Origin of the sequence: Helicobacter pylori (genome assembly GCF_009689985.1) — a bacterium.
Taxonomy (GTDB): domain Bacteria; phylum Campylobacterota; class Campylobacteria; order Campylobacterales; family Helicobacteraceae; genus Helicobacter; species Helicobacter pylori_CG.
This window is the reverse complement of sequence record NZ_QBAW01000006.1, coordinates 71,590-95,001: the sequence shown is the minus strand read 5'-3', so window position 1 is coordinate 95,001 and position 23,412 is coordinate 71,590. Positions and strand designations below refer to the sequence as shown.

The 23,412-nt window shown below is 38.9% G+C and carries 23 protein-coding genes and 1 tRNA gene; 8 read left to right on the top strand and 16 right to left on the bottom strand.

Annotated elements, in window-relative coordinates; all coding sequences use genetic code 11:
• Positions 1-305 precede the first annotated feature (305 nt).
• Positions 306-1,463 (top strand): SulP family inorganic anion transporter, encoded by a 1,158-nt coding sequence (locus tag DBU79_RS05865; protein WP_195834238.1) that lies wholly within the window; start codon positions 306-308, stop codon positions 1,461-1,463.
• A 34-nt stretch (positions 1,464-1,497) separates the two neighbouring features.
• Here DBU79_RS05865 and DBU79_RS05860 read toward each other — a convergent pair.
• The 3 genes from DBU79_RS05860 to kdsB all read right to left on the bottom strand — a co-directional run bounded on the left by DBU79_RS05860 (position 1,498) and on the right by kdsB (position 4,080).
• Positions 1,498-1,572 (bottom strand) — tRNA-Asn (locus DBU79_RS05860).
• Between the two features lie 129 nt (positions 1,573-1,701).
• Complete coding sequence (hopA, locus tag DBU79_RS05855; RefSeq protein ID WP_154411838.1) at positions 1,702-3,165, bottom strand: porin HopA; 1,464 nt, start codon at positions 3,163-3,165, stop codon at positions 1,702-1,704.
• A 189-nt stretch (positions 3,166-3,354) separates the two neighbouring features.
• Positions 3,355-4,080, bottom strand: a complete 726-nt coding sequence (gene kdsB / locus DBU79_RS05850) for a 3-deoxy-manno-octulosonate cytidylyltransferase (RefSeq protein ID WP_154411837.1) — start codon at positions 4,078-4,080, stop codon at positions 3,355-3,357.
• 111 nt (positions 4,081-4,191) lie between these two features.
• Here kdsB and dsbK point away from each other — a divergent pair, with 111 nt between their 5' ends.
• Genes dsbK through DBU79_RS05830 form a run of 4 tightly spaced genes read left to right on the top strand, consistent with a single transcriptional unit; the run spans position 4,192 to position 7,383 of the window.
• Positions 4,192-4,989: a protein disulfide-isomerase DsbK gene (gene dsbK, locus DBU79_RS05845; RefSeq protein ID WP_000603217.1), complete on the top strand. Its 798-nt coding sequence runs from the start codon at positions 4,192-4,194 to the stop codon at positions 4,987-4,989.
• A gap of 15 nt (positions 4,990-5,004) precedes the next feature.
• Entirely contained in the window at positions 5,005-5,655 is a 651-nt protein-coding gene (locus DBU79_RS05840) for a UPF0323 family lipoprotein (RefSeq protein ID WP_058060406.1), read from the top strand.
• Positions 5,656-5,680: 25 nt separating this feature from the next.
• The gene (locus DBU79_RS05835; protein ID WP_154411836.1) at positions 5,681-6,853 is read left to right on the top strand and encodes a glutathionylspermidine synthase family protein; all 1,173 of its coding nucleotides are present in this window, start codon (positions 5,681-5,683) and stop codon (positions 6,851-6,853) included.
• The gene (locus DBU79_RS05830) at positions 6,853-7,383 is read left to right on the top strand and encodes a membrane protein (RefSeq protein WP_021307453.1); all 531 of its coding nucleotides are present in this window, start codon (positions 6,853-6,855) and stop codon (positions 7,381-7,383) included. The genes DBU79_RS05835 and DBU79_RS05830 overlap by 1 nt, the downstream gene beginning before the upstream one ends.
• 772 nt (positions 7,384-8,155) lie before the next feature.
• Here the strand turns inward: DBU79_RS05830 and hcpE are convergent.
• From hcpE to DBU79_RS05770, 12 genes are all read right to left on the bottom strand, one after another.
• Entirely contained in the window at positions 8,156-9,223 is a 1,068-nt protein-coding gene (gene hcpE / locus DBU79_RS05825; RefSeq protein ID WP_154411835.1) for a Sel1-like repeat protein HcpE, read from the bottom strand.
• Positions 9,224-9,317: 94 nt separating this feature from the next.
• Positions 9,318-9,689 carry a c-type cytochrome gene (locus DBU79_RS05820; RefSeq protein ID WP_154411834.1) on the bottom strand — a complete coding sequence of 124 codons (372 nt, stop codon included), beginning with the start codon at positions 9,687-9,689 and terminating at the stop codon, positions 9,318-9,320.
• Positions 9,689-10,609, bottom strand: a complete 921-nt coding sequence (gene hemC / locus DBU79_RS05815) for a hydroxymethylbilane synthase (RefSeq protein WP_154411833.1) — start codon at positions 10,607-10,609, stop codon at positions 9,689-9,691. Before hemC ends, DBU79_RS05820 begins: the two co-directional genes overlap by 1 nt.
• 10 nt (positions 10,610-10,619) lie before the next feature.
• The gene (gene proS / locus DBU79_RS05810) at positions 10,620-12,353 is read right to left on the bottom strand and encodes a proline--tRNA ligase (protein ID WP_154411832.1); all 1,734 of its coding nucleotides are present in this window, start codon (positions 12,351-12,353) and stop codon (positions 10,620-10,622) included.
• A 3-nt stretch (positions 12,354-12,356) separates the two neighbouring features.
• Positions 12,357-13,706, bottom strand: coding sequence for a glutamyl-tRNA reductase (hemA, locus tag DBU79_RS05805; protein WP_154411831.1), 1,350 nt, complete (start codon positions 13,704-13,706; stop codon positions 12,357-12,359).
• Positions 13,706-14,629, bottom strand: coding sequence for a polyprenyl synthetase family protein (locus DBU79_RS05800; protein WP_154411830.1), 924 nt, complete (start codon positions 14,627-14,629; stop codon positions 13,706-13,708). The genes hemA and DBU79_RS05800 overlap by 1 nt, the downstream gene beginning before the upstream one ends.
• Before the next feature lie 9 nt (positions 14,630-14,638).
• A complete protein-coding gene (locus tag DBU79_RS05795) occupies positions 14,639-15,034 on the bottom strand; it encodes a hypothetical protein (RefSeq protein WP_015645428.1) in 396 nt (131 codons plus the stop codon).
• On the bottom strand, positions 15,027-15,311 hold the full coding sequence (locus tag DBU79_RS05790; RefSeq protein WP_001206044.1) for a DUF2018 family protein: 285 nt from the start codon (positions 15,309-15,311) through the stop codon (positions 15,027-15,029). The genes DBU79_RS05795 and DBU79_RS05790 overlap by 8 nt, the downstream gene beginning before the upstream one ends.
• A 20-nt stretch (positions 15,312-15,331) precedes the next feature.
• Entirely contained in the window at positions 15,332-15,766 is a 435-nt protein-coding gene (dps, locus tag DBU79_RS05785) for a DNA starvation/stationary phase protection protein (protein WP_021302152.1), read from the bottom strand.
• 204 nt (positions 15,767-15,970) lie between these two features.
• On the bottom strand, positions 15,971-17,116 hold the full coding sequence (flgS, locus tag DBU79_RS05780) for an acid survival sensor histidine kinase (RefSeq protein ID WP_000748841.1): 1,146 nt from the start codon (positions 17,114-17,116) through the stop codon (positions 15,971-15,973).
• Positions 17,113-17,430 carry a hypothetical protein gene (locus tag DBU79_RS05775; protein WP_001919476.1) on the bottom strand — a complete coding sequence of 106 codons (318 nt, stop codon included), beginning with the start codon at positions 17,428-17,430 and terminating at the stop codon, positions 17,113-17,115. Before DBU79_RS05775 ends, flgS begins: the two co-directional genes overlap by 4 nt.
• Positions 17,427-18,455, bottom strand: coding sequence for a flagellar basal body P-ring protein FlgI (locus DBU79_RS05770; RefSeq protein WP_154411829.1), 1,029 nt, complete (start codon positions 18,453-18,455; stop codon positions 17,427-17,429). Before DBU79_RS05770 ends, DBU79_RS05775 begins: the two co-directional genes overlap by 4 nt.
• A gap of 188 nt (positions 18,456-18,643) precedes the next feature.
• Here DBU79_RS05770 and DBU79_RS05765 point away from each other — a divergent pair, with 188 nt between their 5' ends.
• Genes DBU79_RS05765 through DBU79_RS05755 form a run of 3 tightly spaced genes read left to right on the top strand, consistent with a single transcriptional unit; the run spans position 18,644 to position 21,777 of the window.
• Complete coding sequence (locus DBU79_RS05765) at positions 18,644-20,122, top strand: DEAD/DEAH box helicase (RefSeq protein ID WP_154411828.1); 1,479 nt, start codon at positions 18,644-18,646, stop codon at positions 20,120-20,122.
• 20 nt (positions 20,123-20,142) lie between these two features.
• Complete coding sequence (locus DBU79_RS05760) at positions 20,143-21,231, top strand: prohibitin family protein (RefSeq protein ID WP_001121057.1); 1,089 nt, start codon at positions 20,143-20,145, stop codon at positions 21,229-21,231.
• A gap of 6 nt (positions 21,232-21,237) precedes the next feature.
• Complete coding sequence (locus DBU79_RS05755; RefSeq protein WP_154411827.1) at positions 21,238-21,777, top strand: DUF2393 domain-containing protein; 540 nt, start codon at positions 21,238-21,240, stop codon at positions 21,775-21,777.
• Between the two features lie 82 nt (positions 21,778-21,859).
• Here DBU79_RS05755 and DBU79_RS05750 read toward each other — a convergent pair whose 3' ends face one another.
• Entirely contained in the window at positions 21,860-23,410 is a 1,551-nt protein-coding gene (locus tag DBU79_RS05750) for a dipeptide ABC transporter ATP-binding protein (RefSeq protein WP_154411826.1), read from the bottom strand.
• Between the last annotated feature and the right edge of the window lie 2 nt (positions 23,411-23,412).

The following is a 23,412-nucleotide window of genomic DNA, read 5'->3' as shown; positions in this document are numbered from 1 at the left end:
AATGAAGCCATGAGAGAAAGAGAGAGCAAGAGGGATTTTTTGATTTTCATGTTTTCTCCTTTTGATAGATTTTTCTTCACATCCCCATGACATTCCCATGATAGTCATGTTTATGAAAGTTCGCCATTTTACTATAAAATGCTTATTCTTAACTTAAATTTTATATTTTGAAAAAAAAAAAAAAACGATTTTAAGTATTTTTTACCATAAAATATTTAAGAAAGCTTAACGCTAAGAAAAATTTTATTGGTTTGAAATTGGTTTTTAAATCTTATAATCAAGCCATTCTAATGAGAAAGAAAGGCATGTTGGAAAAGATACAAAAAGAATGGTTGAGTAACATTCAAAAAGATTTGTTGTCTGGTTTTGTGGTGGGGCTTTCTGTGATCCCAGAGACGGCCGGTTTTGCGATCATGGTGGGTTTAGATGTGGGCGTGGCGTTTTATACGACCTTTTATATGGCTTTTGTGTTGTCTCTTTTTGGGGCTAGAAAGGCGATGATTAGCGCAGCGGCTGGATCAGTGGCGCTCATTTTGGTGGGCGTGGTTAAAAACTACGGGCTTGAATACGCAGGCGTGGCGACTCTTATGGCAGGAATGTTGCAAATTCTTTTAGGCTATTTGAAAATAGGGAATCTTTTGAGATTTATCCCCCAATCAGTGATGTATGGCTTTGTGAACGCGCTAGGCATTTTGCTTTTAATGGAGCAATTCAAATTCCTTCAAAACCAAAATTTAGGGGTGTTTATCTTGCTTGCTATTGGGATATTGATTATTTATCTTTTCCCTTTAATCACTAAAAAAATCCCCTCTAATCTGATTTGTATCCTTATAGTGAGTGCGATCGCTTTAATTTTTGATACGCATGCACCGAATTTGGGGAGCATTGAGCAAGGGGTTTCAGGCTTTCATTTCATCATTATCCCCAAAAATTTGGATTTTAAAATGGTGGTAGGATTGTTGCCTTACGCTCTTTCTTTAGCGCTAGTGGGCACGATAGAAAGCTTATTGACCGCTAAAACTTTAGATGTCATTTTAAAAGACGGCGTGAGCGATAAAAATAAAGAAACTAAAGCGCAAGGCTTGGGGAATATCATCTCAGGGCTCTTGGGGGGAATGACAGGGTGCGCTTTAGTGGGGCAGTCTATCATTAACGCAAAATCCGGGGCCAAAACAAGGCTTTCTACTTTTTTTGCCGGCTTTTCTTTAATGGTGCTAATATTAGTGTTTAATGAATATGTGGTTAAGATCCCCATTGTAGCGGTTGTGGCGGTGATGGTGATGATTTCTTTCACCACTTTTAATTTCCAGTCCGTTATGAACATTAAAAAAATCAAGCTCTATGACACGCTGAACATGCTCTTAGTCGTGGCGGTGGTTTTATACACGCATAATTTAGCGATAGGGGTTGTGGTGGGGGTTTTAGTCAATGCGTTATGGATCAGATCAAAAGGGATTGCGTGAAATTTTGCTATAAAAAAAAGATGAGTTAAAAGTATGGCTCCAGATGTAGGATTCGAACCTACGACCAAGCGGTTAACAGCCGCCTACTCTACCGCTGAGCTAATCTGGAATTTCGCTCAAAAGATAAAGAGAAATTCTAGTGTGTTTTTTGTAAAAAGTCAAGTAAAATGATGCCATTATTCATTGGAGAGCCAAAAAGTTGGCTTTGTCCTCATTATTAATGAGAACCGATTTAGTATCAATAAGCCAAAACATAATTGAAATACACGCTATAAAGCCTTCGGAATGCTAATTTAGCGCCCATGAAAGAATAGTAATTCGTGTTGATGGTGGGGATTTTCACGCCCAATTCCACGCCATGGTGAATCCCTTGAAGCCTTAAACCGGTATTGAATAAGAATTGGAAATTGGTGTTGTTGATTTTAGCGTTGTAGATGCTAGTGGTGGTTTTTAAATTCACAAATTGCGAATTAAGCCATGTTGTGCCTGCTAGTGCGATGCCTCCAAAAATGCCAAAAGAGATTTTGCGGTTTTTATCGGATCCGCCATTGATGAAATTCAATAAAAGATCACTGCCTGCGCCATAAGTGAAAACATTAGAAGCGGAGTTAAAAAAGTTGGATTTGATATAGGCATGGTTGTAATCAAAAAAGGCATAATACCGGATCCCAAAAAATTTATTTTTCCCAAAGAATTGCTTATAGCCTAATTGCACGCCCACGCCATTCATCGCCCCGTTATTGCTTTGAGAATTAATCAATCCCACGCTTCTAAAAGGGTTGTTGCCAAACTCTTTGGTGGTAGTTTGGAATTCAGAATATTGGGTTTCGTTGAGAGAATAACTATAGCTAGACTTGCTCACCAAACTTTGAAACCCTTTAGAACCGGGCGTTTTTTGAAGGGTGTTATAGATGGTTGCTAAATTCTCCCCTTTGAGGTAAGAGATCGTATCGTTAATAACGCTTGATACTTCATTAAGGTTTTTATTAAAATCAGCGTCGGTAAAAGTGTTTGGTTGGTTTGTGCCTTGGCTTGGGTCGGTTCTTCTAAATTGCTCGGCGGCTTTTTTAGCGCTATCAATCATGTTAGTGATGGCGTTGAATGTGTTGCCAAAAATATTGCATGCGTTCCCGCTTGCATTAATGCCCCATGGTTTGCCATTGCCCCCATCTATCTTTGGGCATTGGCTTTGAAGGGTGCTAATAATGGTTTTAGCGTCATCTAAAAGCTTTGAAGCGTCATTGTCAATCGTGGTATTATTGTTGGCTGTATTTTTATTCTCTAGGGTATTTTGGAGCAATTGAGAAGTTGCTTTGAGTTTTTCGTATTCACTAGTGGGTAGCGAATTATTGGCTAAATTAGAGACTATCACTTGCCACATGGCTACCGCAGAGCTGAGCGCTGAAGACACGGCTTGATTGGCGCTATTGGGGGTCGTTTTTAATCGGTTAGCGCTCTCTTTTAGATTATTAATCGCTTGAGCGGTGCTTGAATCGGTGTTAGAGGCCGTTTGCTTGAGTTCGTTATAGCGGGTTAAAAGATTGTTCAAATTTTCGTAAGCGTTGGAGACTTTTTGGATTTCACCGGTGTTTTTCACCATTTGAGCGGCTTCGCCGATTTGATAGCCCACGCTCATAAAAACGCCGTCATCTTCAGCAAGGAGCGATGAAACCATAAGAGAAAGTAAAATCGTTTTTTTCATAAAATGTTCCTTAAGGTAATGTCTTATTTGTAAAATTGTATCAAATTGAAACTTTATTTACAATGCGTTTAAATTGTGCCATAAATTTATTGAATTTTTAATAAAATTGAGCAAAAATTAAGAAATTTTGCTTTTTTTTTGGATTTAAAAAGAGGTTTTTGATGGTGAAAATGCTGTAAATTTTAGCGCTCAAAGGGGATTGGGGCTAAAAATTTTCAAAGCGTTTTGCAAATCCTCTTTGGTGTCAATGCCCACGCTTTCACTTTGAACGATTTTCACTGCAATCTTTTTTTGATAATACAAAGCCCTTAATTGCTCTAATTTTTCTAATTCCTCTAAAACGCAAGGTTTTAAAGCGCACAATTCTTCTAATATTTCTTTATTGTGGAAGCCATAAATACCGATATGCCCTAAAAGGGGGGTTTGGCGTTTCGCACCAGCGTCTCGTAAAAAAGGGATAAGGGAGCGCGAAAAATACAAGGCGTTATTTTGGCTATCTAAAACCACCTTGACTAAATTAGGGCTTTTGGCTTGCTCTTCATCAATGACTTTAGCGCAAGTCGCCATGAAAGGGGCGTTTTTGGTGGCTTCTAATAACGCTAAAATGACTTCTTTTTCTAAAAAAGGCTCATCGCCTTGCAAATTTAAAACCCTTTCATCGTTTTTTAGCCCTAAAATTTGCGCCGCTTCCAAACAGCGTTCTGTGCCGCTATTATGGTGTTTGGAGGTTAGCACCGCTTTAATGTGGAATTTTTGGCATGTTTGCATGATGCTTTCATCATCGCAAGCGACTACGCATTCATCTACCAGATTTGCATTTTTAGCGCAACGCACTACCATAGGCAAGCCAAAAATATCTTCTAGCACTTTATTTTCAAAACGACTGGATTTTAATCTAGCAGGAATGATAATCATCTTAAACCTTTTTAAGCCTTATGAAAATAGGGGATTTTTATGGTATTATACCCATTAAAAGCTTATTCCTTTTATTGTAAGGGTTTGGGCTATTAAACTTTAGGAGTTTTAATGATATTAAGAGCGAGTGTGTTGAGTGCGTTACTTCTTGTAGGCTTAGGGGCAGCCCCTAAACATTCAGTTTCAGCTAATGATAAACGGATGCAGGATAATTTAGTGAGCGTGATTGAAAAACAAACCAATAAAAAGGTGCGTATTTTAGAAATCAAACCTTTAAAATCCAGCCAGGATTTAAAAATGGTCGTTATTGAAGATCCGGACACTAAATACAATATTCCGCTTGTAGTGAGTAAGGATGGCAATTTAGTCATAGGGCTTAGCAATATCTTTTTTAGCAATAAAAGCGATGATGTGCAATTGGTCGCAGAAACCAATCAAAAAGTCCAAGCCCTTAATGCTACCCAGCAAAATAGCGCGAAATTGAACGCTATTTTTAATGAAATACCGGCTGATTATGCGATAGAGTTGCCCTCTACTAACGCTAAAAATAAGGATAAAATCCTTTATATTGTTTCTGATCCCATGTGCCCGCATTGCCAAAAAGAGCTCACTAAACTCAGGGATCACTTGAAAGAAAACACCGTGAGAATGGTTGTGGTGGGGTGGCTTGGAGTCAATTCAGCTAAAAAAGCGGCTTTGATTCAAGAAGAAATGGCGAAAGCTAGAGCTAGGGGAGCGAGCGTGGAAGATAAAATCTCTATCCTTGAAAAGATTTATTCCACCCAATACGATATTAATGCTCAAAAAGAGCCTGAAGATTTACGCACTAAAGTGGAAAATACCACTAAAAAGATTTTTGAATCTGGCATGATTAAGGGTGTACCTTTCTTATACCATTATAAGGCATGATATAAGGCTATTCTCATGAAAAAACCCTACAGAAAGATTTCTGATTATGCGATCGTGGGTGGTTTGAGCGCGTTAGTGATGGTAAGCATTGTGGGGTGTAAGAGCAATGCCGATGACAAACCAAAAGAACAAAGCTCTCTGAGTCAAAGCGTTCAAAAAGGTGCGTTTGTGATTTTAGAAGAGCAAAAGGATAAATCTTACAAGGTGGTTGAAGAATACCCCAGTTCAAGAACCCACATTATAGTGCGCGATTTGCAAGGCAATGAACGCGTGTTAAGCAATGAAGAGATTCAAAAGCTCATCAAAGAAGAAGAAGCCAAAATTGATAACGGCACGAGCAAGCTTATCCAGCCTAATAATGGAGGTGGGAGCAATGAAAGCTCAGGCTTTGGCTTGGGGAGCGCGATTTTAGGGAGCGCGGCGGGGGCGATTTTAGGGAGTTATATTGGCAATAAGCTTTTCAATAACCCTAATTATCAGCAAAACGCCCAACGGACCTACAAATCCCCACAAGCTTACCAACGCTCTCAAAATTCCTTTTCTAAAAGCACGCCTAGCGCTTCAAGCATGGGCACAGCGAGTAAGGGACAGAGTGGGTTTTTTGGCTCTAGTAGGCCTACTAGTTCGCCTGCGGTAAGCTCTGGGACAAGGGGCTTTAACTCATAATTTAATCTAATTTTAAGGCTAAAAAATGCAAGTGATTCCTTTAAAACCTTTAGACAATAAGACCTTAGAAGAAATCGGCTTAGATTGGCACACGAATGACGACATGTCATCTTATATCGCTGATGAAATGGTGGTTGTTTCTCAAAAAGAAGCAGACGCTTATTATGACGCTTGTAATGAGCTTTATGACATGTTTGTAGAGACGGCTGAAGAGGCCATTCAAAACGATCGCTTTTTTGAATTGGATATTCCTAACGCGCTCATTCCTATGATCAAACAGAGTTTTGAAGAAGAAGTGCATTGGCATATTTATGGGCGTTTTGATTTAGCTGGGGGGCTTGATGGCAAGCCTATTAAATTATTAGAATTTAACGCTGATACCCCCACCATGCTTTATGAAACGGCGGTAATTCAATGGGCGTTGCTCAAAGCGAATGGCTATGATGAAAACAAGCAATTCAATAACCTTTATGAAGTGCTTGGCGAGAATTTTAAACGCATGGTAACTTTAGGCGAAGACACGAGCCGTTTTGAGGAAATGTATGAGGGGTGGAAAATCCTTTTTTCAAGCGTTAGGGGGAATATTGAAGAAGAGCGCACCATGCGTTTTTTGCAAGACGCTGCCCAGAGCGTGGGTTTTGAAACGGATTTTTCTTACATTGATGAGGTGGAATTTAATATAGAAGAGGGCGTGTTTAAAAACGGCTTGAATTATGAGTTTTTATTCAAACTAATCCCATGGGAAAACATCGCTATTGATGAGCCAGAATTAGCCCTTTTGATGCAAGGCATGATGGAAAATAAAAACACGATTTTTTTAAACCCCGCTTACACGATCCTTTTCCAATCCAAGCGCTTTTTAAAACTTTTATGGGACAGATACCCCAACCACCCCTTATTGTTAGAAACGAGCTATGAGCCATTATCCAATAAAAAGCAAATCAAAAAAGTGGCTTTTGGTAGGGAAGGGGCGAATAGTGAAATCTTTGAAGCTTCCATGCAATCGCTTGTGAAAACGGATGGCGTTTATTCTAACCACAAACCCGTTTATCAAGAGTTTTACGAGCTCAATTCGCATAATGGGTTGTATTATCAGCCTAATGTGTTTTTTGCTTATGAATCTTGCGCGCTAGGGTTTAGAAAAGGGGGGTTGATCTTGGATAATTTTTCTAAATTCGTGAGCCACATGTTGCAATAATGAGTGCAATGATGCGTTATTTTCACATCTATGCGACCACTTTTTTCTTCCCTTTGGCGCTTCTTTTTGCGATTAGCGGGTTTTCATTGCTCCTTGGGGTGCGCCAAGACACTGGCGCTAAGATCAAAGAGTGGGTTTTAGAAAAACCCTTAAAAAAAGAAGAACGATTGGATTTTTTAAAAGACTTTCTAAAAGAAAACCATATCGCTATGCCTAAAAAGATAGAGCCTAGAGAGCATAGGGGAGCGTTGGTTATTGGCACGCCTTTGTATGAAATCAACCTTGAAACTAAAGGCGCTCAAACAAAAATCAAAACCATTGAAAGGGGCTTTTTAGGCGCGCTCATCATGCTGCATAAGGCTAAGGTGGGCGTTGTGTTTAAGGCGCTTTTGGGGATTTTTTGCGTGTTTTTATTGTTGTTTTATTTGAGCGCGTTTTTAATGGTGGCTTTTAAGGACACTAAACGCATGTTTATAAGCGTTTTAATAGGGTTTTTGGTGTTCTTTGGAGCGATCTATTGGTCTTTGTAGGGTTTTAAAATATCAGCTTTGTTTTGGATATTGGTTATGAAATCTAAAAAATACCTTTGGGTGTTTTGACAACCAAAATAAAAAAGCTTGCGAAAAGCGAGCGATAATTTCTCATAACGCGCTCTTAGGGGGTTAGGGGGATTTTAAAAAAGGGGGTTGTAGGGGAATAATTTCAAAATACCCCTTATCCTTTTATGAGTTTTAAAAACCCCATTTTTTAAAAAAATAAAGAATAACTAAACCAACACAAAAAACCCCTAAAACTCTATCTTTAAACTAAAAGCGTTTTTATCTGTCTCATCTGACAACAATTTTTAAAAGAACGCTTGAAATTTAACTATTTTTCGTTATTTTTATCAAGTCTTTTTATAGCGTGTGCATACCGCTCTGTTATCGTGTGATTCGTATTTATAGCGTGCTTATAATAATAACCACGCAAAGCCATAAATTAAAACCATTGAAAAACACAACCAAACGCATATCTATTCATAGCGCAAAAACACGCTAAAACATTTTTGTAGGACTTTTAAACCTAAAACCCACTTCAAGCTAACCTAACAAAAGTTTATACTATAAAAACACACTAACAAACACAACCAAACAACCACAAAAAACATTCAAAAAGTTTTCTTTTTGAAAATAGACAAATCCCTAAAAACACTAAAGATCAAAAATTAATAGGGTGGGTTTCTGCTTTAGCTCTTAAAACAGAGCCAAATCTTTGAAAAGTTTTGAGTCAAACACGATGATAATTAGGGGATTGGTTAAATTTTCAATACCCCCTAAGTTTAGTGAGGTTTTCGCATGCTTGTTTCATGCCTAGCTTACAGCCCTTGTCATAAATCATTATGGCGTTTTCTTTATCTTTCATGTTGTAATACATGCCCGCTAGAGCGAAGCAACCCACTTCATCACCCATATCGCAACCCCTTTCATAATTATCAAGGGCTTTCCTCAAGTCTTTTGGAACAGCGTCCCCTTGGGAATACATAAAACCCATCCTAGAGCAACTCACCGCGCTCCCCATATCGCATGCTTGTTTGAAAAAATTAAAAGCCTTTTGGGGATCTTTTTTGACATACCTGCCTAGCATATACATAGAGCCCAAACTCGCGCAACCACCAGAATTATTTAATCTGCAAGCTTTTTGCAAATAATCAAACGCCACTTCAAAATCTTCATCAAGCCCTGCATCGCCATTTTCAAACAAACTCCCTAACGCGCGGCAAGCCTGCCCATCATCTAATCGGCACGCTTTCAAATAATAAATCACGGCTTTATGGTTGCTTTGTTTGACTTCTAAAAAGCCTTTTTCATAAGCCACGCCCAAAACATAACACCCCTTAGCCATATCAAAATTACAGCTTTTTTGATAGTAGGTAACCGCTTGAGCGGCATTGCCTTTGATTTTTCGGTCATAAATAATGCCTAAATTGTAGCAACTCTCAGGGTGTTTTAAAACGCACGCCTTAGCGTAAGCGTCAATGGCTTCTTGATAATTTTGAGCCGTGCCCAACCCCTCATCATAAAGCCCCCCTAAACCAAAACACCCTTCCCTATCATCAGCCTGGCATGCGCTTTGGTAGTATTCTAGGGCTTTTTTATAATCTATTCTAGTGCCTTGCCCGTTTTCATAAATGATTCCTAATTGCGTGCAACCCTCACTCACCCCATCGTTGCATGCTTTTTTAAAATAAGATGCAGCTTTAGAATAATTCCCGCTTTTATAGGCTTTTTCAGCAACCCCTAAAAAGCTATTGTCTCGTTTCCCCCATAAATGAGCTTGCAAGCACCAAAAAAATAACCCACAAACTAATATTTTTAAAATTTTGACACTCATTCTTACCTTCTTTATAAATTCTGATCTTTAGAACCCTCTTCAATCAAAACAAAAAAATGCAACGCTCCATTTTAACATAAATCAAGCGCTTTGATTAAGGCTTAAAAGGTTCCTTACGCTCTTCTTTATGCTCTAAAGAGGTGATGTAGAGATAGATCGCTTGGATTTCTTCCAAATTGAGATTGTATTTAGGCATCATGCCTTTGCCTAAACTCAAGGCGTCCTTAAAGGTTTTAAAATCTAAATGGTTGATTTTAGGGGCGTAGAGGATTTTTTTTTCGCCTTTTTCATAATAAAAGGTGATTTCTTGTTTTTCGCCTTTAATGCCATGGCATTTCGTGCACGCAACGCCCCTAGGGTTTTTATAAAGAGCCATCCCGTATTCCAAATCAGAAATAAAATCCGCTTCTTTGGCGCTCAAACTTAACCACCACCCCAACAAAACCAGCGCGATAAACAAACGCATTAAAACAACTGCGCCTTTTCTAAAATTTCTTTAGCCCCGCTTTGCAAAAACGCTTCTAAAAGCTCTTGAACTAAATCAAGCGCCTTAGTTTTATCCCCTTGCTTTTCTTTAGTGATGACTTCTTTCCCGTTAGGCAAGCCTAAAACCGCCTGGATTTTAACCCTATCGCCCATTAAACTCGCATGCACGCCAATAGGGATTTGACACCCTCCATTAAGCCCCTTAATAAACTCCCTTTCTAAATGGCAGCAAAACGCGCTTTCTTCGTTGTTGAGTTTTTGAAGCGTGGCAAAATGCTTGTGGCTTTTGAGCATTTCCACCCCTAAAGCCCCCTGACCCATGCTAGGAATCATTTCTTCCACGCTAAAAGCCTTGCGGTATTTCGCTCCTTGAATTTCTAGGCGGCATAGCCCGGCTTCAGCTAAAATGATAGCGTCAAATTCTCCGCATTCAAGCTTTTTCAAACGGGTTTGGACATTCCCCCTTAAGCTTTCTGTGTCCAAATCCTGGCGTTTTAGTTTGAGCTGCATGGAGCGCCTTAAAGAAGTCGTGCCAACCTTTGCCCCTTTAGGCAAGCTTATCAAATCAGGGAATTTCATGCTTAAAAAAGTGTCCCTCACATCAGCCCTTTTGGTGATGCATGCCAAGTCTAACCCCTTTTCAAACACGACCGGCACATCTTTTAAAGAATGCACCGCCAAATCAATTTCGCCTTTTAAAAGCAATTCTTCTAATTCCTTAGTGAATAGCCCCTTACCGCCAATCTTATTTAAAGGGGTGTCTAAGATTTTATCGCCCCTAGTCTTAACGATTTGAATTTCGCTTTCTATAAGGCATTCTTTTTTCAGGCGTTCTTTAATGTGATTCGCTTGCCATAAGGCTAATTCGCTCCCCCTAGAGCCAATCACCAAATTTCCCACTCTCTCCCCCTTATTCGCTTTCTAACATTTCTAAAATTTTTTCTTCTAATTCTGTGTCTTTAAGCGTTTGTTTTTCTAAATTAGCGCGTTTGATGCACTCAAACTCTTTACTCTCTAAAGTTTGCTTCCCAACAATGAGCGCCAATCGTTCCCCAATCAGTTCAAAATCCCTCATCTTTGCCCCAAAACGCGCCTCTCTGTCATCTAACAGTGCATCAACGCCCTTTTGATATAGCCTTTCATACACTTCAAAAGCGAGTTTTTTTTGCACTTCATCTTTCCAATTAGAAACCACGATCACCACATCAAAAGGGGCGGTATTTTTTGTCCATACACAGCCTAGATCATCGCTTTTTTGCTCTAAAATCGCACTGAGCAATCGGCTAATACCTATCCCATAGCACCCCATTTCAAAAAATCGCTCCTTACCATTCTTATCTAAGAAACTAGCCTTCAAGCTTTTAGCATAGCCTTGCCCGAGTTTGAAAATATGCCCCACTTCCAAACTCTTATGGTATTTCAATTCTCCTTGACAATTAGGGCAATGATCGCTCTCTTTAACCTGGACAATATCCGCATAAACAAGATTTTCAAACCCTTTTAAATCCACGCCCACCGCATGAAAATCCTTTTCATTAGCCCCAACGATCAAGCAATCGCCCTCTTTTAAATCTTCATCAAAAATAATGTAAGAAACATGCTTTTTTAAGCCATAAGGCCCTATAAAGCCCGCTATTAACCCCGCGTTGTTTAAATCTTCTTTACTGGCCTCTCTTAATTCTAAAGCGTTCGCTCCCAAAAGATTCAAGGCGTTTAGGGCTTTAACTTCCTCCAAATTGTCATCGCCCCTAACAAAAAAGCACGCTAGGGTTTCTTTATCTTTATGGATCACTTTTCTAACAAGTGCTTTTAAAACAAAATAAGGCTCTGTTTTAAAAAACTCTGCCACGCTTTGCGCACTGGTGGTATTAGGGGTAGGGAATTTCGCTAATTGCGCTTTTGGGACATTTAAAGGCTCAAGCCTTTTAGAGCGTTTAGCGATTTCAATATTGGCGGCATAATCGCAATTTTTACACACCACGATCGTGTCTTCCCCGCATTCTGTTAAAACGACAAATTCCTTACTTTTACTCCCTCCAATCGCCCCGCTATCCGCTTCCACAATGCGAAAATCCAAACCCAAATCGCTTAAAATCTCTTTATAAGCACTTTGCGTGTTTAAAAATTCCTTATCCAAGCTCTCAGCGTCTTCATGAAAGCTATAACCATCTTTCATGATAAATTCCCTCGCTCTCACTAACCCGAATCGTGGGCGGATTTCATCACGGAATTTCGTGTGGATTTGATAGAGATGGACGGGTAATTGCTTGTAGCTTTTAATGAAATTAGCGGCAATTTCGGTGATATTTTCTTCTAAAGTGGGGCTTAAAACAAAATCATTGTCCTTTCGGTCTTTAAAAACCAATAATTCCTTGCCGTATTTATCCAAACGGCCTGATTTTTCCCACAAACTCGCCAAAACGACAAAACTCATTAAAATATTTTGCGCCCCATGCTCTTGCATGCGTTTGTGCGTGATGTTTTCTATTTTGTCTAGCACTTTTTTAGCTAAGGGCAAAAAATTATAAATCCCGCTACCTACTTGATAAATGTATCCTGCTTGAGCTAAGTGTTTATGGCTTTTTAACACGGCATCTTTAGGGGGTTCTTTGAGAGTGGGGGCAAAGAGTTTTGAAAATAGCATGCATTATTCCTCGTAATATTCGCATTTATAGAGATTCAAATTCTGGGCATGATTAGCGCTAGATTTGTCTAAATTAAACAGGTTTTTAATCGCGCCCACAAGCACATCGGATTCTTCTTTTTGAGCGTTCTTTTTTAAAGCGATGGTAGGGTGGTGCAAAAAGGTATTGAAAGCGTTGTGCAAGATCTTTTCAATGTTGCTTTCGTATTCTTTAGGCACATAGCGTTTTTTAAGCGCTTTTTGCAATTCCTTTTGGGCTGAAATCCTAGCTAATTCCCTTAAATCCTTAATCAAAGGCTCTACTTCCAAGCTTTGGATCCATTGGTAAAACTCCATTGTGGCAAGCCCTACAATCTCATAAGCTTTCGTTCTGCTCTCTTGCCTGTTTTCCACATTTTCTTTAACCATAGGCTCTAAATCATCCACGCTGTATAAGAAAATATTATCCAATACCGGCTTTTCAATATTCCGTGGCACGGCTAAATCAAACCAAAAGCGCCTGAAAATCGTTTCTTTTAACATGCAATTTTGCACGATAAAATGCGGCGAAGAAGTGGCGCAAAAAAGCAGTTGGTATTCATTAATATAAGCGTTTAAATTTTCTATATTTTGAAAGCTCACTTTTTTAGGTTCTTCTAATTCTTTGATAAAATCTTCAAATTTAGCCGCATTACGCCCTAAGATAAGCGCTTCAAATTGCTTGTTTAAAAGGTGCTTGATGACTAATTGAGCCATCTCGCCAAGCCCTATCACAAGGGCTTTTTTATCCTTAATCCTTTCTTTTTCAAAAATATTAAGCGCTTCTTTGACCGCCACTGAAGAGATGGAGACCCCTTGCTTGGAAATGCCGGTTAAATTGCGCACTTTAGCGGCGCATTTGAAAGCAAAATGGAGCAATCGGGTTAAATCTTTGGAGCAAAATTTCTCTTCAAAAGCGAATTTATAGGCGTTTTTCATCTGCCCTGTGATTTGAGTTTCCCCCACTACTAGGCTATCCAAACTGCTGCACACGCTAAAGACATGATGGACTGCGCTTTCATCAACGCTCATTAGAGCGCATTTTTCTAAATCAGACACGCTCATTTTTTTATTTTGAGCCAAAATTTTTAATAATGCGCTTTTTTGTTCATTAGCGTGAGCACCGTGCTTTAGACTTGCATAAATTTCAAAGCGATTGCATGTGGATAACACCATGCACTCTTTGATGTTAGGGCAATGGTTTTTAATGGTTTGTAAAAATTCTTTAAGCGTTGCGCTCGAATTGATAGCGAGTTTTTCTCGCATTTCTAAGCTCATGCTTTTATGCGTGAAGGCTAGGGTGAAATATTTTGACAAATGAGTTTCTAACTCCATTAAAAAGTCCTGTAAATGACATCTTGCGCTAGTTTTTCTAAAATCAAATTGTTTTCCCCTTTAATGGCTTCAAGGGCCTTTTTAGAATAAACTTGAGCGGTTTTAAGGGTTTCTTCTATGATACCATATTGCTTGAATTTTTCCTTAGTCCATTCTATGATTTCGTGGCTATCTTGTTTGAAATAAGAAATTAAAAGCCCTTGTTCATGCTGATTTAATTTTTCATATAAAAGCAAGTAGGGTAAAGTGGTCTTGCCTTCTTTAAAATCGCTAAAATTGGGCTTACCTAAAGTTTTGGCGTCTTGAGTGATGTCTAATAAATCATCAATGATTTGAAACGCCATGCCAAAATTTAATCCAAAATCCGCATACATTTTTGCGTCTTTATTTAAAAGAATCGCCATGCTTTTTAGGCTCGCTTCTATGAAATGAGCGGTCTTGTCTTCTAAAATACGCCAGTATTTTTGTTTGTCGCTATTGAAACATTCCCCCACAAACACATCTTCAATCTCGCCTCTAGAGAGCCTTAAAACCGCATTAGAGAGAGCTTGAGCGATTAATTCACCCATTTTGGAGAGTTCAAAAAAGGCTTTAGAATAAAACACATCCCCAAGCATCACGGCGTTAAAATTACCAAAAAGAGCGTTAATGCTGGGGAGCTTTCGGCGCATGGTCGCCTTGTCAATCACATCATCATGCAATAAAGAAGCGGTCTGTATCATTTCTACAATCGCACACAAATTGAGCGCTTTATCTAATAAAACAGCGTCTGTTTTTTCATTTAATAAAGCGAGCATGAGTTTGGAGCGCAGCATTTTTGAAGGGCCAATTTTAGAAAACAATTCATCTATAAAGCCACTTTCTATTTCTCTAATCCAAGAAGCGATCTTATTTTGAATGGCTTTGAGTTGTTTTTCTTGCATGCAAATTCCTTAAGGCTCTTTAGGAGAAAAAACAAGGGGCATAAGGGCTAAAAGCCTTAAAGTGGCTTTATCTTCTTTAAAGTCTTTAAACACAAGCGACAGAACGCTGTTAGAAGAAAATTTTTCTTCAAAAACTTTGAGGTTATAGGTGTTTCTCGCATGATCGGTGTATAAAATAAACTGGTAAGGGAAATGGTTAAAACGCATGTTGATGACTAAACCTTTATTTGCATATAGCGTCCAATAGAGCGTGATTTCTTTGGTTTGTTCGTTTGAAGTGTCTTTGATTATCGCTTTAAACACTTCATCTTTTTTTAATTCTAGCGTTTTATCTATCCCATAATCAAGCCCAAACGCCTTTAAAAAAAAGAGAAATACCAAGCCATAGCGGATAAGCTCATTCATTCCCGCTAAGAATATTCGCCATGGATTGGATCACAATGTCTGTTTTTCTGCTCTCTATTTTTTGTTGCAACTCTTCATCAATTCTTAAAGCTTTAGCGAAAGATTCAAACTTTTCTTCTAAGTCTTCTTTTTCTATAAAAGTTTCCAAGAGAGCCAGAAGCTCTAAAAGCCTTTCTAACTCTTTTTTAGAAAGCTTTTTACTCGCATGAAAAATAATGTCATTCCACTTGTCTAAGGGGTTTCCCTCAAAAATTTCAAGCTCGCTGTAATCTCTCATGCTGGATTCTTTTTGGGAGCTTAAGCCAAATGGGCTTGCAACATCCAAATGGATTTTTGCAACTTGGCTAATTGATCGTCCGCATAAGTTACGGTTACTTTATCGCCTTCTTTTTCAGCGGTGTTAGAGAGCTCTTTAAATTCTTTTTCTAGGTGTTTGTAGTCCTCTAGAATTTCTTTAAAGATGTCTTTAGAGTGGAAGCTCGTTTTAGTTTCTTCTTTAATACGAGTGAGTTTGAGCGCTTCGGATAAAGTGACTAAGGGATGGTGTCCCAATTGAACGATCCTTTCAGCGAGATCATCAAACATATCCGCAAACCCTTCATAAATTTCTTCAGTGGCTTTATGCACATTGAAAAAATCCGTGCCTTTCACATTCCAATGGAAGTTATGCACTTTCATAAACAACACGATCGCATCCGCTTGCAAATGTTTTAAAATTTCAAATGTTTTCATCAAAAATCCTTTTTTAAAATTGTTTTAGGCTTTTATTTTCATAAAAACCTTGATCGCTATCCTACACCAAAAGAGTTAATGAAAAATTTTTTTGATCTTATTTTTGTCAAATATTGATAAACCCTATTCAATTTAATATTATTTAATCTTTTTAAAATTTTGTTTTATAGTAAAACTCATTTTTAAGGGAGATAGTTATCAAAGTTAAGAAGCGTTAAGAATCTTAATTTCAAAGGTTTTTTCTTGATTTTCCAATAGCGCAATGCTCCCTTCATGGGCTTTAACCACTTGTAAAGACAGGGCTAACCCTAAACCATTACCCTTTAATTTAGTGGTTTCAAAAGGCTCAAATAAAGCGCTTTTGTTTTCCACTTCCTTGCCATTATCAATAATGGTGAAGACAATAAATTCGTTTTGAATGAACGCTTCAATCTTCACTTGACCCTGTTCGCTCTCTTCTAAAGCTTCAATCGCATCAATGGCGTTATACAAGAAATTTTGCAACACAATCCCCATTAAATCAAAGTCAAAAAACCCTTCTTCATCGCTAAAATTAAAAAGAAAATCAATGTCTTTAGAATAAGTGTAGCAATTTAGGGCTTCTTTGAGATCGCTCTCTAGCGTTTTTAAACTTTGCTTGGTGCGGTTGGCTTGAATGCCTTTAGAAAAAAGCAAGGTGGCTTTAATGATTCTTTCCACGCGCCATAAAGCTTTTTGCAATTCTACAACAATGGGCTTAGTCTTTTCGTTCGCATGCTTTAATAACACCGAAGCTAAAAGAGAGATAGAGCCTACAGGGTTTCTGATCTCATGGGCTAAATGCGCTGAGATTTTCCCCATAGAAGCGAGCCGCTCTTGGCGTTTTTGAGCGCTAATATCGGTTGCGGTGATGATTTGCTTGCCTTGGATGCTGTTTTGCTGGACTAAATAGCTTTTATTTTCATGTTCAATTTCAGTGTTAAAATTTTCTAATTTAGCCTTATTGAACACCTCATGGCTTTGATTGGCTAAAGAATTTTTATAAAAAAAGCTCCCGTTTTCATTCACCACCCAAATGGCTTGCGGTAAAATCTCTATGACCCATTCATAAAGGGCTTTATAATCCTTAAATTCCTTTTCTACCTTGTAGCTTTGTAAAATAAATTGGTTTAAAAGCCCTAGTAATTCTTGCATGTCTTTTTTGTTGGAAAAATTTTCTAATAAATCTTCGCTCTCTTTGGGTTTAAAATTTTCTAATGAAATCACATTATCCTCTTTTTTTAACAACCCCTTGAAAGAAGAAGCCTTATAAGAGTGTTTCAAATGGGAACGCTTTAAATAAGGGCGTTTTAAGCGCTTGGATTTTTTCATGGTTTTTGTTTTTCTTGCTCTTTTAAGAAATTAAACAGCATTTCGCTATAGCCAAAATTCCCGCTCAATTCTTTAGAAAGGGTGTCCTTATACATGGAAGTGTAAATCTCATCGCCTGGGGCTTTAGGATACAAAGGGTTATCCATTTTCATAGCGCTATCTAGCATGAATTTTAAAAGCAACGCTTCAAAAGAATCGGTTTGTTCTTTGAGGAGCTTGTCGTTTTTATTTTGAGCTAGCGCTTTTAATTTCTCTTCGCTCGCTAATTTAGAAATATTGTATTGCTCTAACATGGCTTTATTGTTGTTTATCATAGTATCTCCATTTCAGCGCTAATCGCGCCGCTTTTTTTTAGGGCTTGCAAGATTGAAACCATCCCCTTAGCGCTCACGCCAATTTTTTGTAAGGCTTTTACCACCCCGGCAATGGTGATGTTTTTCCCATTAGAACTCAGCGTGTTATGAACGGTGTCTAAGGACATGTTGTTGTCTAAATCCTGCGCGTTTTTAGAATTGTCTAAGGGATCTTTAGTGATTTTAAGCGTGATGTCTTGGCTTGTAACCACTATAGGATGCACCATTATATCTACTCCTGAAACGATCGTGCCTGATTTTTCATCTACAATGATCTTATTTTTCGCGCTGTAATTGATAGGGATTTCTTGCACTAAGGCTAAAAACTCCACCATAGAAAAACGCTCTGGGCGAGTGATTTGAATGGTTTTTGGATCTAGCGCTATCGCTACTTTATTGCCAAATACCTTATTTAAAGTGTTTTGCACTTGGATAGCGTTTTTAAAATTGGGGTTTTTTAGGCTTAAAACCATGGCGTTTTTGTGGAACAAATCATACGAAACTTCCCTTTCAATAGTCGCCCCATTGATGATATGGGCTGAGAGCAAGTTATTAGAATTACCCGAAGTGATAGCCCCTTGAGCTAGGGCGTAAATATTCCCATCTACCGCATTTAAAGGGGTCATCACCAAAGTCCCTCCTTGAATGGATTTTGCATCCCCAATAGAAGAAATTTGAATATCAATTTTATCGCCCTGTCTTGCAAAGGGGGGTAAGGAGGCTGTAATCATCACTGCAGCGACATTTTTAGATTTAATATCGTCTGCAGAGATTTTGACATTCACGCTCTCTAGCATGTTAGAAATGGATTGCATGGTGAATTTTGAGCCGGATTTATCCCCTGTGCCATTTAGGCCAATCACAAGCCCATAACCAATCAGCTGGTTATCCCTTACGCCCACCACGCTCGCTATATCGCCTATTTTTTCGGCCAAAAGCTTGTGAAAGGCTAATACAAAAATAAGCCACAAAAACACCCGTTTCAATCAAACCCTTTCTTATTCCTTAAATTCTAATTATTTTAGCATAAGCCTTTTATAAAAACTTTAAACCTAATTGAGCGTATTTTTATGCTATACTCAAAAATCTTATAAACTTTAAATCAAAGATTTTAATTTTAGCCTTTTATTAGCTTTTTATAAAGTTTCAAATTAAATTGAGGTATGAATCTCCCATGGAATTTAATCAACCACTACTCCCTACAGAAATTGATGATGACGCTTACCATAAGCCTAGTTTTAATGATTTGGGCTTAAAAGAATCGGTTTTAAAATCCGTTTATGAAGCCGGTTTCACTTCCCCAAGCCCCATTCAAGAAAAGGCCATTCCGGCTGTTTTACAAGGCCGAGATGTCATTGCGCAAGCCCAAACAGGCACAGGAAAAACCGCCGCTTTCGCTCTGCCCATTATCAACAACCTTAAAAACAACCACACCATAGAGGCTTTAGTGATCACGCCCACCAGAGAATTAGCCATGCAAATTAGCGATGAGATTTTTAAATTGGGCAAACACACCAGGACTAAAACCGTGTGCGTGTATGGAGGCCAGAGCGTTAAAAAACAATGCGAATTTATTAAGAAAAACCCCCAAGTGATGATCGCTACACCAGGAAGGCTGTTGGATCATTTAAAAAACGAGCGCATCCATAAATTTGTGCCTAAAGTGGTCGTTTTAGATGAAAGCGATGAAATGCTGGATATGGGGTTTTTAGACGATATTGAAGAGATTTTTGACTACCTCCCTAGCGAAGCACAGATTTTGCTTTTTTCAGCCACGATGCCAGAGCCGATTAAAAGATTGGCGGATAAGATTTTAGAAAACCCTATTAAAATCCATATCGCCCCCTCTAATATCACTAACACTGACATCACCCAACGCTTTTATGTGATCAATGAGCATGAGAGGGCTGAAGCGATCATGCGCCTTTTAGACACCCAAGTGCCCAAAAAGAGCATTGTTTTCACGCGCACCAAAAAAGAAGCCGATGAATTGCACCAATTCCTTGCTTCTAAAAATTACAAAAGCACCGCCTTGCATGGGGATATGGATCAAAGGGATCGGCGCGCTTCTATCATGGCGTTTAAAAAAAATGACGCTGATGTGTTGGTGGCTACAGATGTGGCGAGCCGTGGGCTAGACATTAGCGGTGTAAGCCATGTGTTTAATTACCACTTGCCCCTAAATACCGAGAGCTATATCCATCGCATCGGGAGAACCGGGCGTGCGGGCAAAAAAGGCATGGCGATCACTTTAGTAACTCCCTTAGAATACAAAGAGCTTTTACGCATGCAAAAAGAAATTGATTCAGAGATTGAACTTTTTGAGATCCCCACCATTAACGAAAACCAGATCATCAAAACCTTACATGACGCTAAAGTGTCTGAAGGGATCATCAGCCTTTATGAACAGCTTACCGAAATTTTTGAGCCGTCTCAATTGGTTTTAAAACTTTTGAGTTTGCAGTTTGAAACCAGCAAAATTGGCTTAAACCAGCAAGAAATTGATGCGATTCAAAACCCTAAAGAAAAAACGCCAAAACTCTCTAACAAAAAAACGCACCAGCATGAGCAAGCGCATTCTTTCAAAAAGGGTCAACACAAAGACAGACACCCTAAAACAAACCACCATTCTAAAAAACCCAAACGCCGTTAAAATATTTAAAAAGGAAATTCATGCCCATTGATTTGAACGAACATTTAAAAAAGAAAAATTCTCAAAAAGAAACCCCCACGCCTAATACGCCTAATAATGGGGGGCGTTTCATTCCGCCGTCTAACTCTTTTAATTCTAAAAAACTATCGGTTTTAATTGTCATTGTCCTTTTAGGCGTTATCGCTTTTTTGGCCAAGCCTTTTGAAGTGATTAGCTCAGGAGAAATTGGCATTAAAATCACCGCTGGGAAATACGAACCCACCCCCTTACAGCCAGGAATCCACTTCTTTGTGCCTATCATTCAAGACATTCTCATTGTGGATACAAGGATTAGAAATATCAATTTTTCACGCACCGAAGACATGGGCGTGGCGGGTAAAAACCAAGGGATTTTTAGAAACGACGCTATTAATGTGATGGATAGTAGGGGCTTGACCGTTTCTATTGAACTCACCGTGCAATACCGCTTAAACCCCCAAACCACCCCCCAAACGATCGCTACTTATGGCTTATCTTGGGAGCAAAAAATCATCAACCCTGTGGTGCGCGATGTGGTGCGCTCTGTCGTGGGGCGCTACCCGGCTGAAGATTTGCCCATTAAGCGCAATGAAATCGCCGCTCTTATCAATAGCGGTATCAATAAAGAAGTTTCTAAGCTCCCCAACACCCCTGTGGAATTAAGCTCTATCCAGTTACGAGAGATCGTCTTGCCCGCTAAGATTAAAGAGCAAATTGAAAAAGTCCAAATCGCGCGCCAAGAATCAGAAAGGGTGAAATACGAGGTGGAGCGCTCCAAGCAAGAAGCTCAAAAACAAGCCGCTCTGGCTAAAGGGGAAGCGGATGCTAACAGGATTAAGGCTCAGGGCGTGGCTGATGCGATCGTGATTGAGGCTAAGGCAAAATCTCAAGCTAATTTAAGCATTTCACAAAGCTTGAGCGACAAGCTTTTAAGACTGCGCCAAATTGAAGTTCAAGGCCAGTTTAATGAAGCGTTAAAAACCAACAATAACGCTCAAATCATGCTCACTCCAGGTGGGGCTGTGCCTAATATTTGGATTGACACTAAAAGCAAGGTTAAATCTAGTATTGCCGAGACTAAAGAGCCTTAAAAACGCATGGCGTCTCTTGCCTTTATCCAAGCTTTTTTGGAGTCTTTTAAGGGCTTTTTAAGTCAAGCGACTTTAATTAGCGTTTTAATAGCAAGCGTTTTAATCCTTTTTTGCGCGATTTTGCTCCTTTTGGCTTTGCTTTTAAGAAACCGCTTGGCTAGTTATATAGCGGCAACAGCTTTTTTGGGCGCGTTTTTAAGCATGCCTTTTGTTTTGAATGTTTTACTCACTCAGGCGATTTACCCCATAGAAACACGCATCTTACACGCTAACCCTTTAAGTTATAGCAACGCCTTTTCTTTGCAAGTGGGAGTCAAAAACAATTCCAAATTTAGTTTAAACAAATGCGTTTTACGCCTAGAAGTCCTTAAAAACCCTCACAATTTTGTAGAAGAGCATGCGTTTAAATTGTTTGTCAAAAAAAGCTATGAAAAAACCTTTAAAGAAAAGATTTTGCCTGAAGAATCCAAGGTCTTTTCATTCTTCATTGACAACTACCCTTATTCAAAAACAGCCCCCTATCAAGTTTCTTTGTTTTGTTTGTAGAAAACTAAAAGATAATACCCAAGATAACACCCATTAAAAAAGCGATTAAAAACGCTTAAAGGCATGAATTTTTAAATAAAGCTTAAAGCCTAGATTCCAACAAACGCTTCGTATAAGCGTGCTTAGGGTTGTCAAACACTTCTTTAATAGCGCCCATTTCTACGACTTTCCCTTCACTTATTACTAACACCTTATCGCAAAACGCTTTGATCACATCTAAATCATGGCTGATAAACAAATAGCTCAAATCCTGCTTTTCTTGTAAATCCAACAGCAGTTCCAACACGCTTTTTTGAATGCTTTTATCTAAAGCAGAAGTGGGCTCATCTAAAAGAATGATTTTAGGTTTTAAGGCAATCGCTCTAGCAATCGCCACTCTTTGGCGCTCCCCACCGCTGAGTTCATAAGCGTAAAAGTTAAGCAATTCAGGGTTTAAACACACTTCTTCTAAACAAAGTTTTGCGAGATGGTGCCATTCTTTTTTGGAAGCTTTAGGGTAAGCAAAGCGCAAAGCTTCTGTTAAAATGCTTTGAATGCTTAAGCGAGGGTTTAATGAAGCGTAAGGGTCTTGAAACACCATTTGCAAAATCTTGCGGTAGGGTTTGAACGCCTTAGAATTTAAAAGCCCCACGCTTTGGCCTAAAATCTTTTCTTCCCCGCTATTTAAAGCGAGTTTTAAAAGCCCCAACGCCAAAGAGCTTTTCCCGCTCCCGCTTTCGCCAATGATGCCGATGTTTTCTTTGGCTTTGAGGGAAAAATTGACTGATGCGATAAGGGGCTTTTTTAAAGAAGGTCTAAAAAAGCGTTTTTGCAAGTAATAAACGCTAAAATCTTCCACTTCTAAAAGCGTCTCATCTAGCGCTTTTAAATTTTTAGCGGGCAAGTTTGAAGCTTGAATCAAGAGTTTTGAATATTCGTGCTTGGGGTCATTAAAAAGCTCTTTAGTGGAATTGGTTTCTACTATCTCGCCTTTTTTTAGCACATAAACCCTATCAGCCAAGCGTTTGACCGCTTTTAAATCATGGCTAATGAATAAAAGGGCGATGTTTTTTTCCGCACTCAATTGCTTGAGCAAGTCTAAAATCTGGTTTTGGATTTGCACATCTAATGCGGTGGTAGGCTCATCGCAAATGAGCAGTTTGGGCACATTAATAATGCTCATAGCGATACACACCCTTTGGCGCTGCCCTCCGCTCAATTCATAAGGGTAACGATTTAAAAATTCTTCATCTAATTGGACTTGTTGCATGGCGTTTAAAACTTTTTCTTTAAGGAGCGTTTTAGAAGCGTTTTTATGGTGTAAAAAATAGGCTTCACTCATTTGTTTGCCGATTTTATGCAAGGGGTTTAGGCTGGATAGGGGGTCTTGAGCGATGTAAGCGATCGCATTACCCCTTAAATGCTGCATAAATTCTTCGCTTTCTTTTAAAAGGTTGGTTGTTTCAAACAACACCTCCCCATTATGGGGCTTGAATCTAGGGTTTAAACGCATGATGATATTAGCGATAGAGCTTTTCCCGCTCCCGCTCTCGCCCACGATCGCCACCCTTTCGCTAGGATTTAACGAAATATTGATGTTTTGGAGCGAAAAATGCGCGTTTAAAACGCAGTTCAAGTTTTTGATTTCTAGCATGT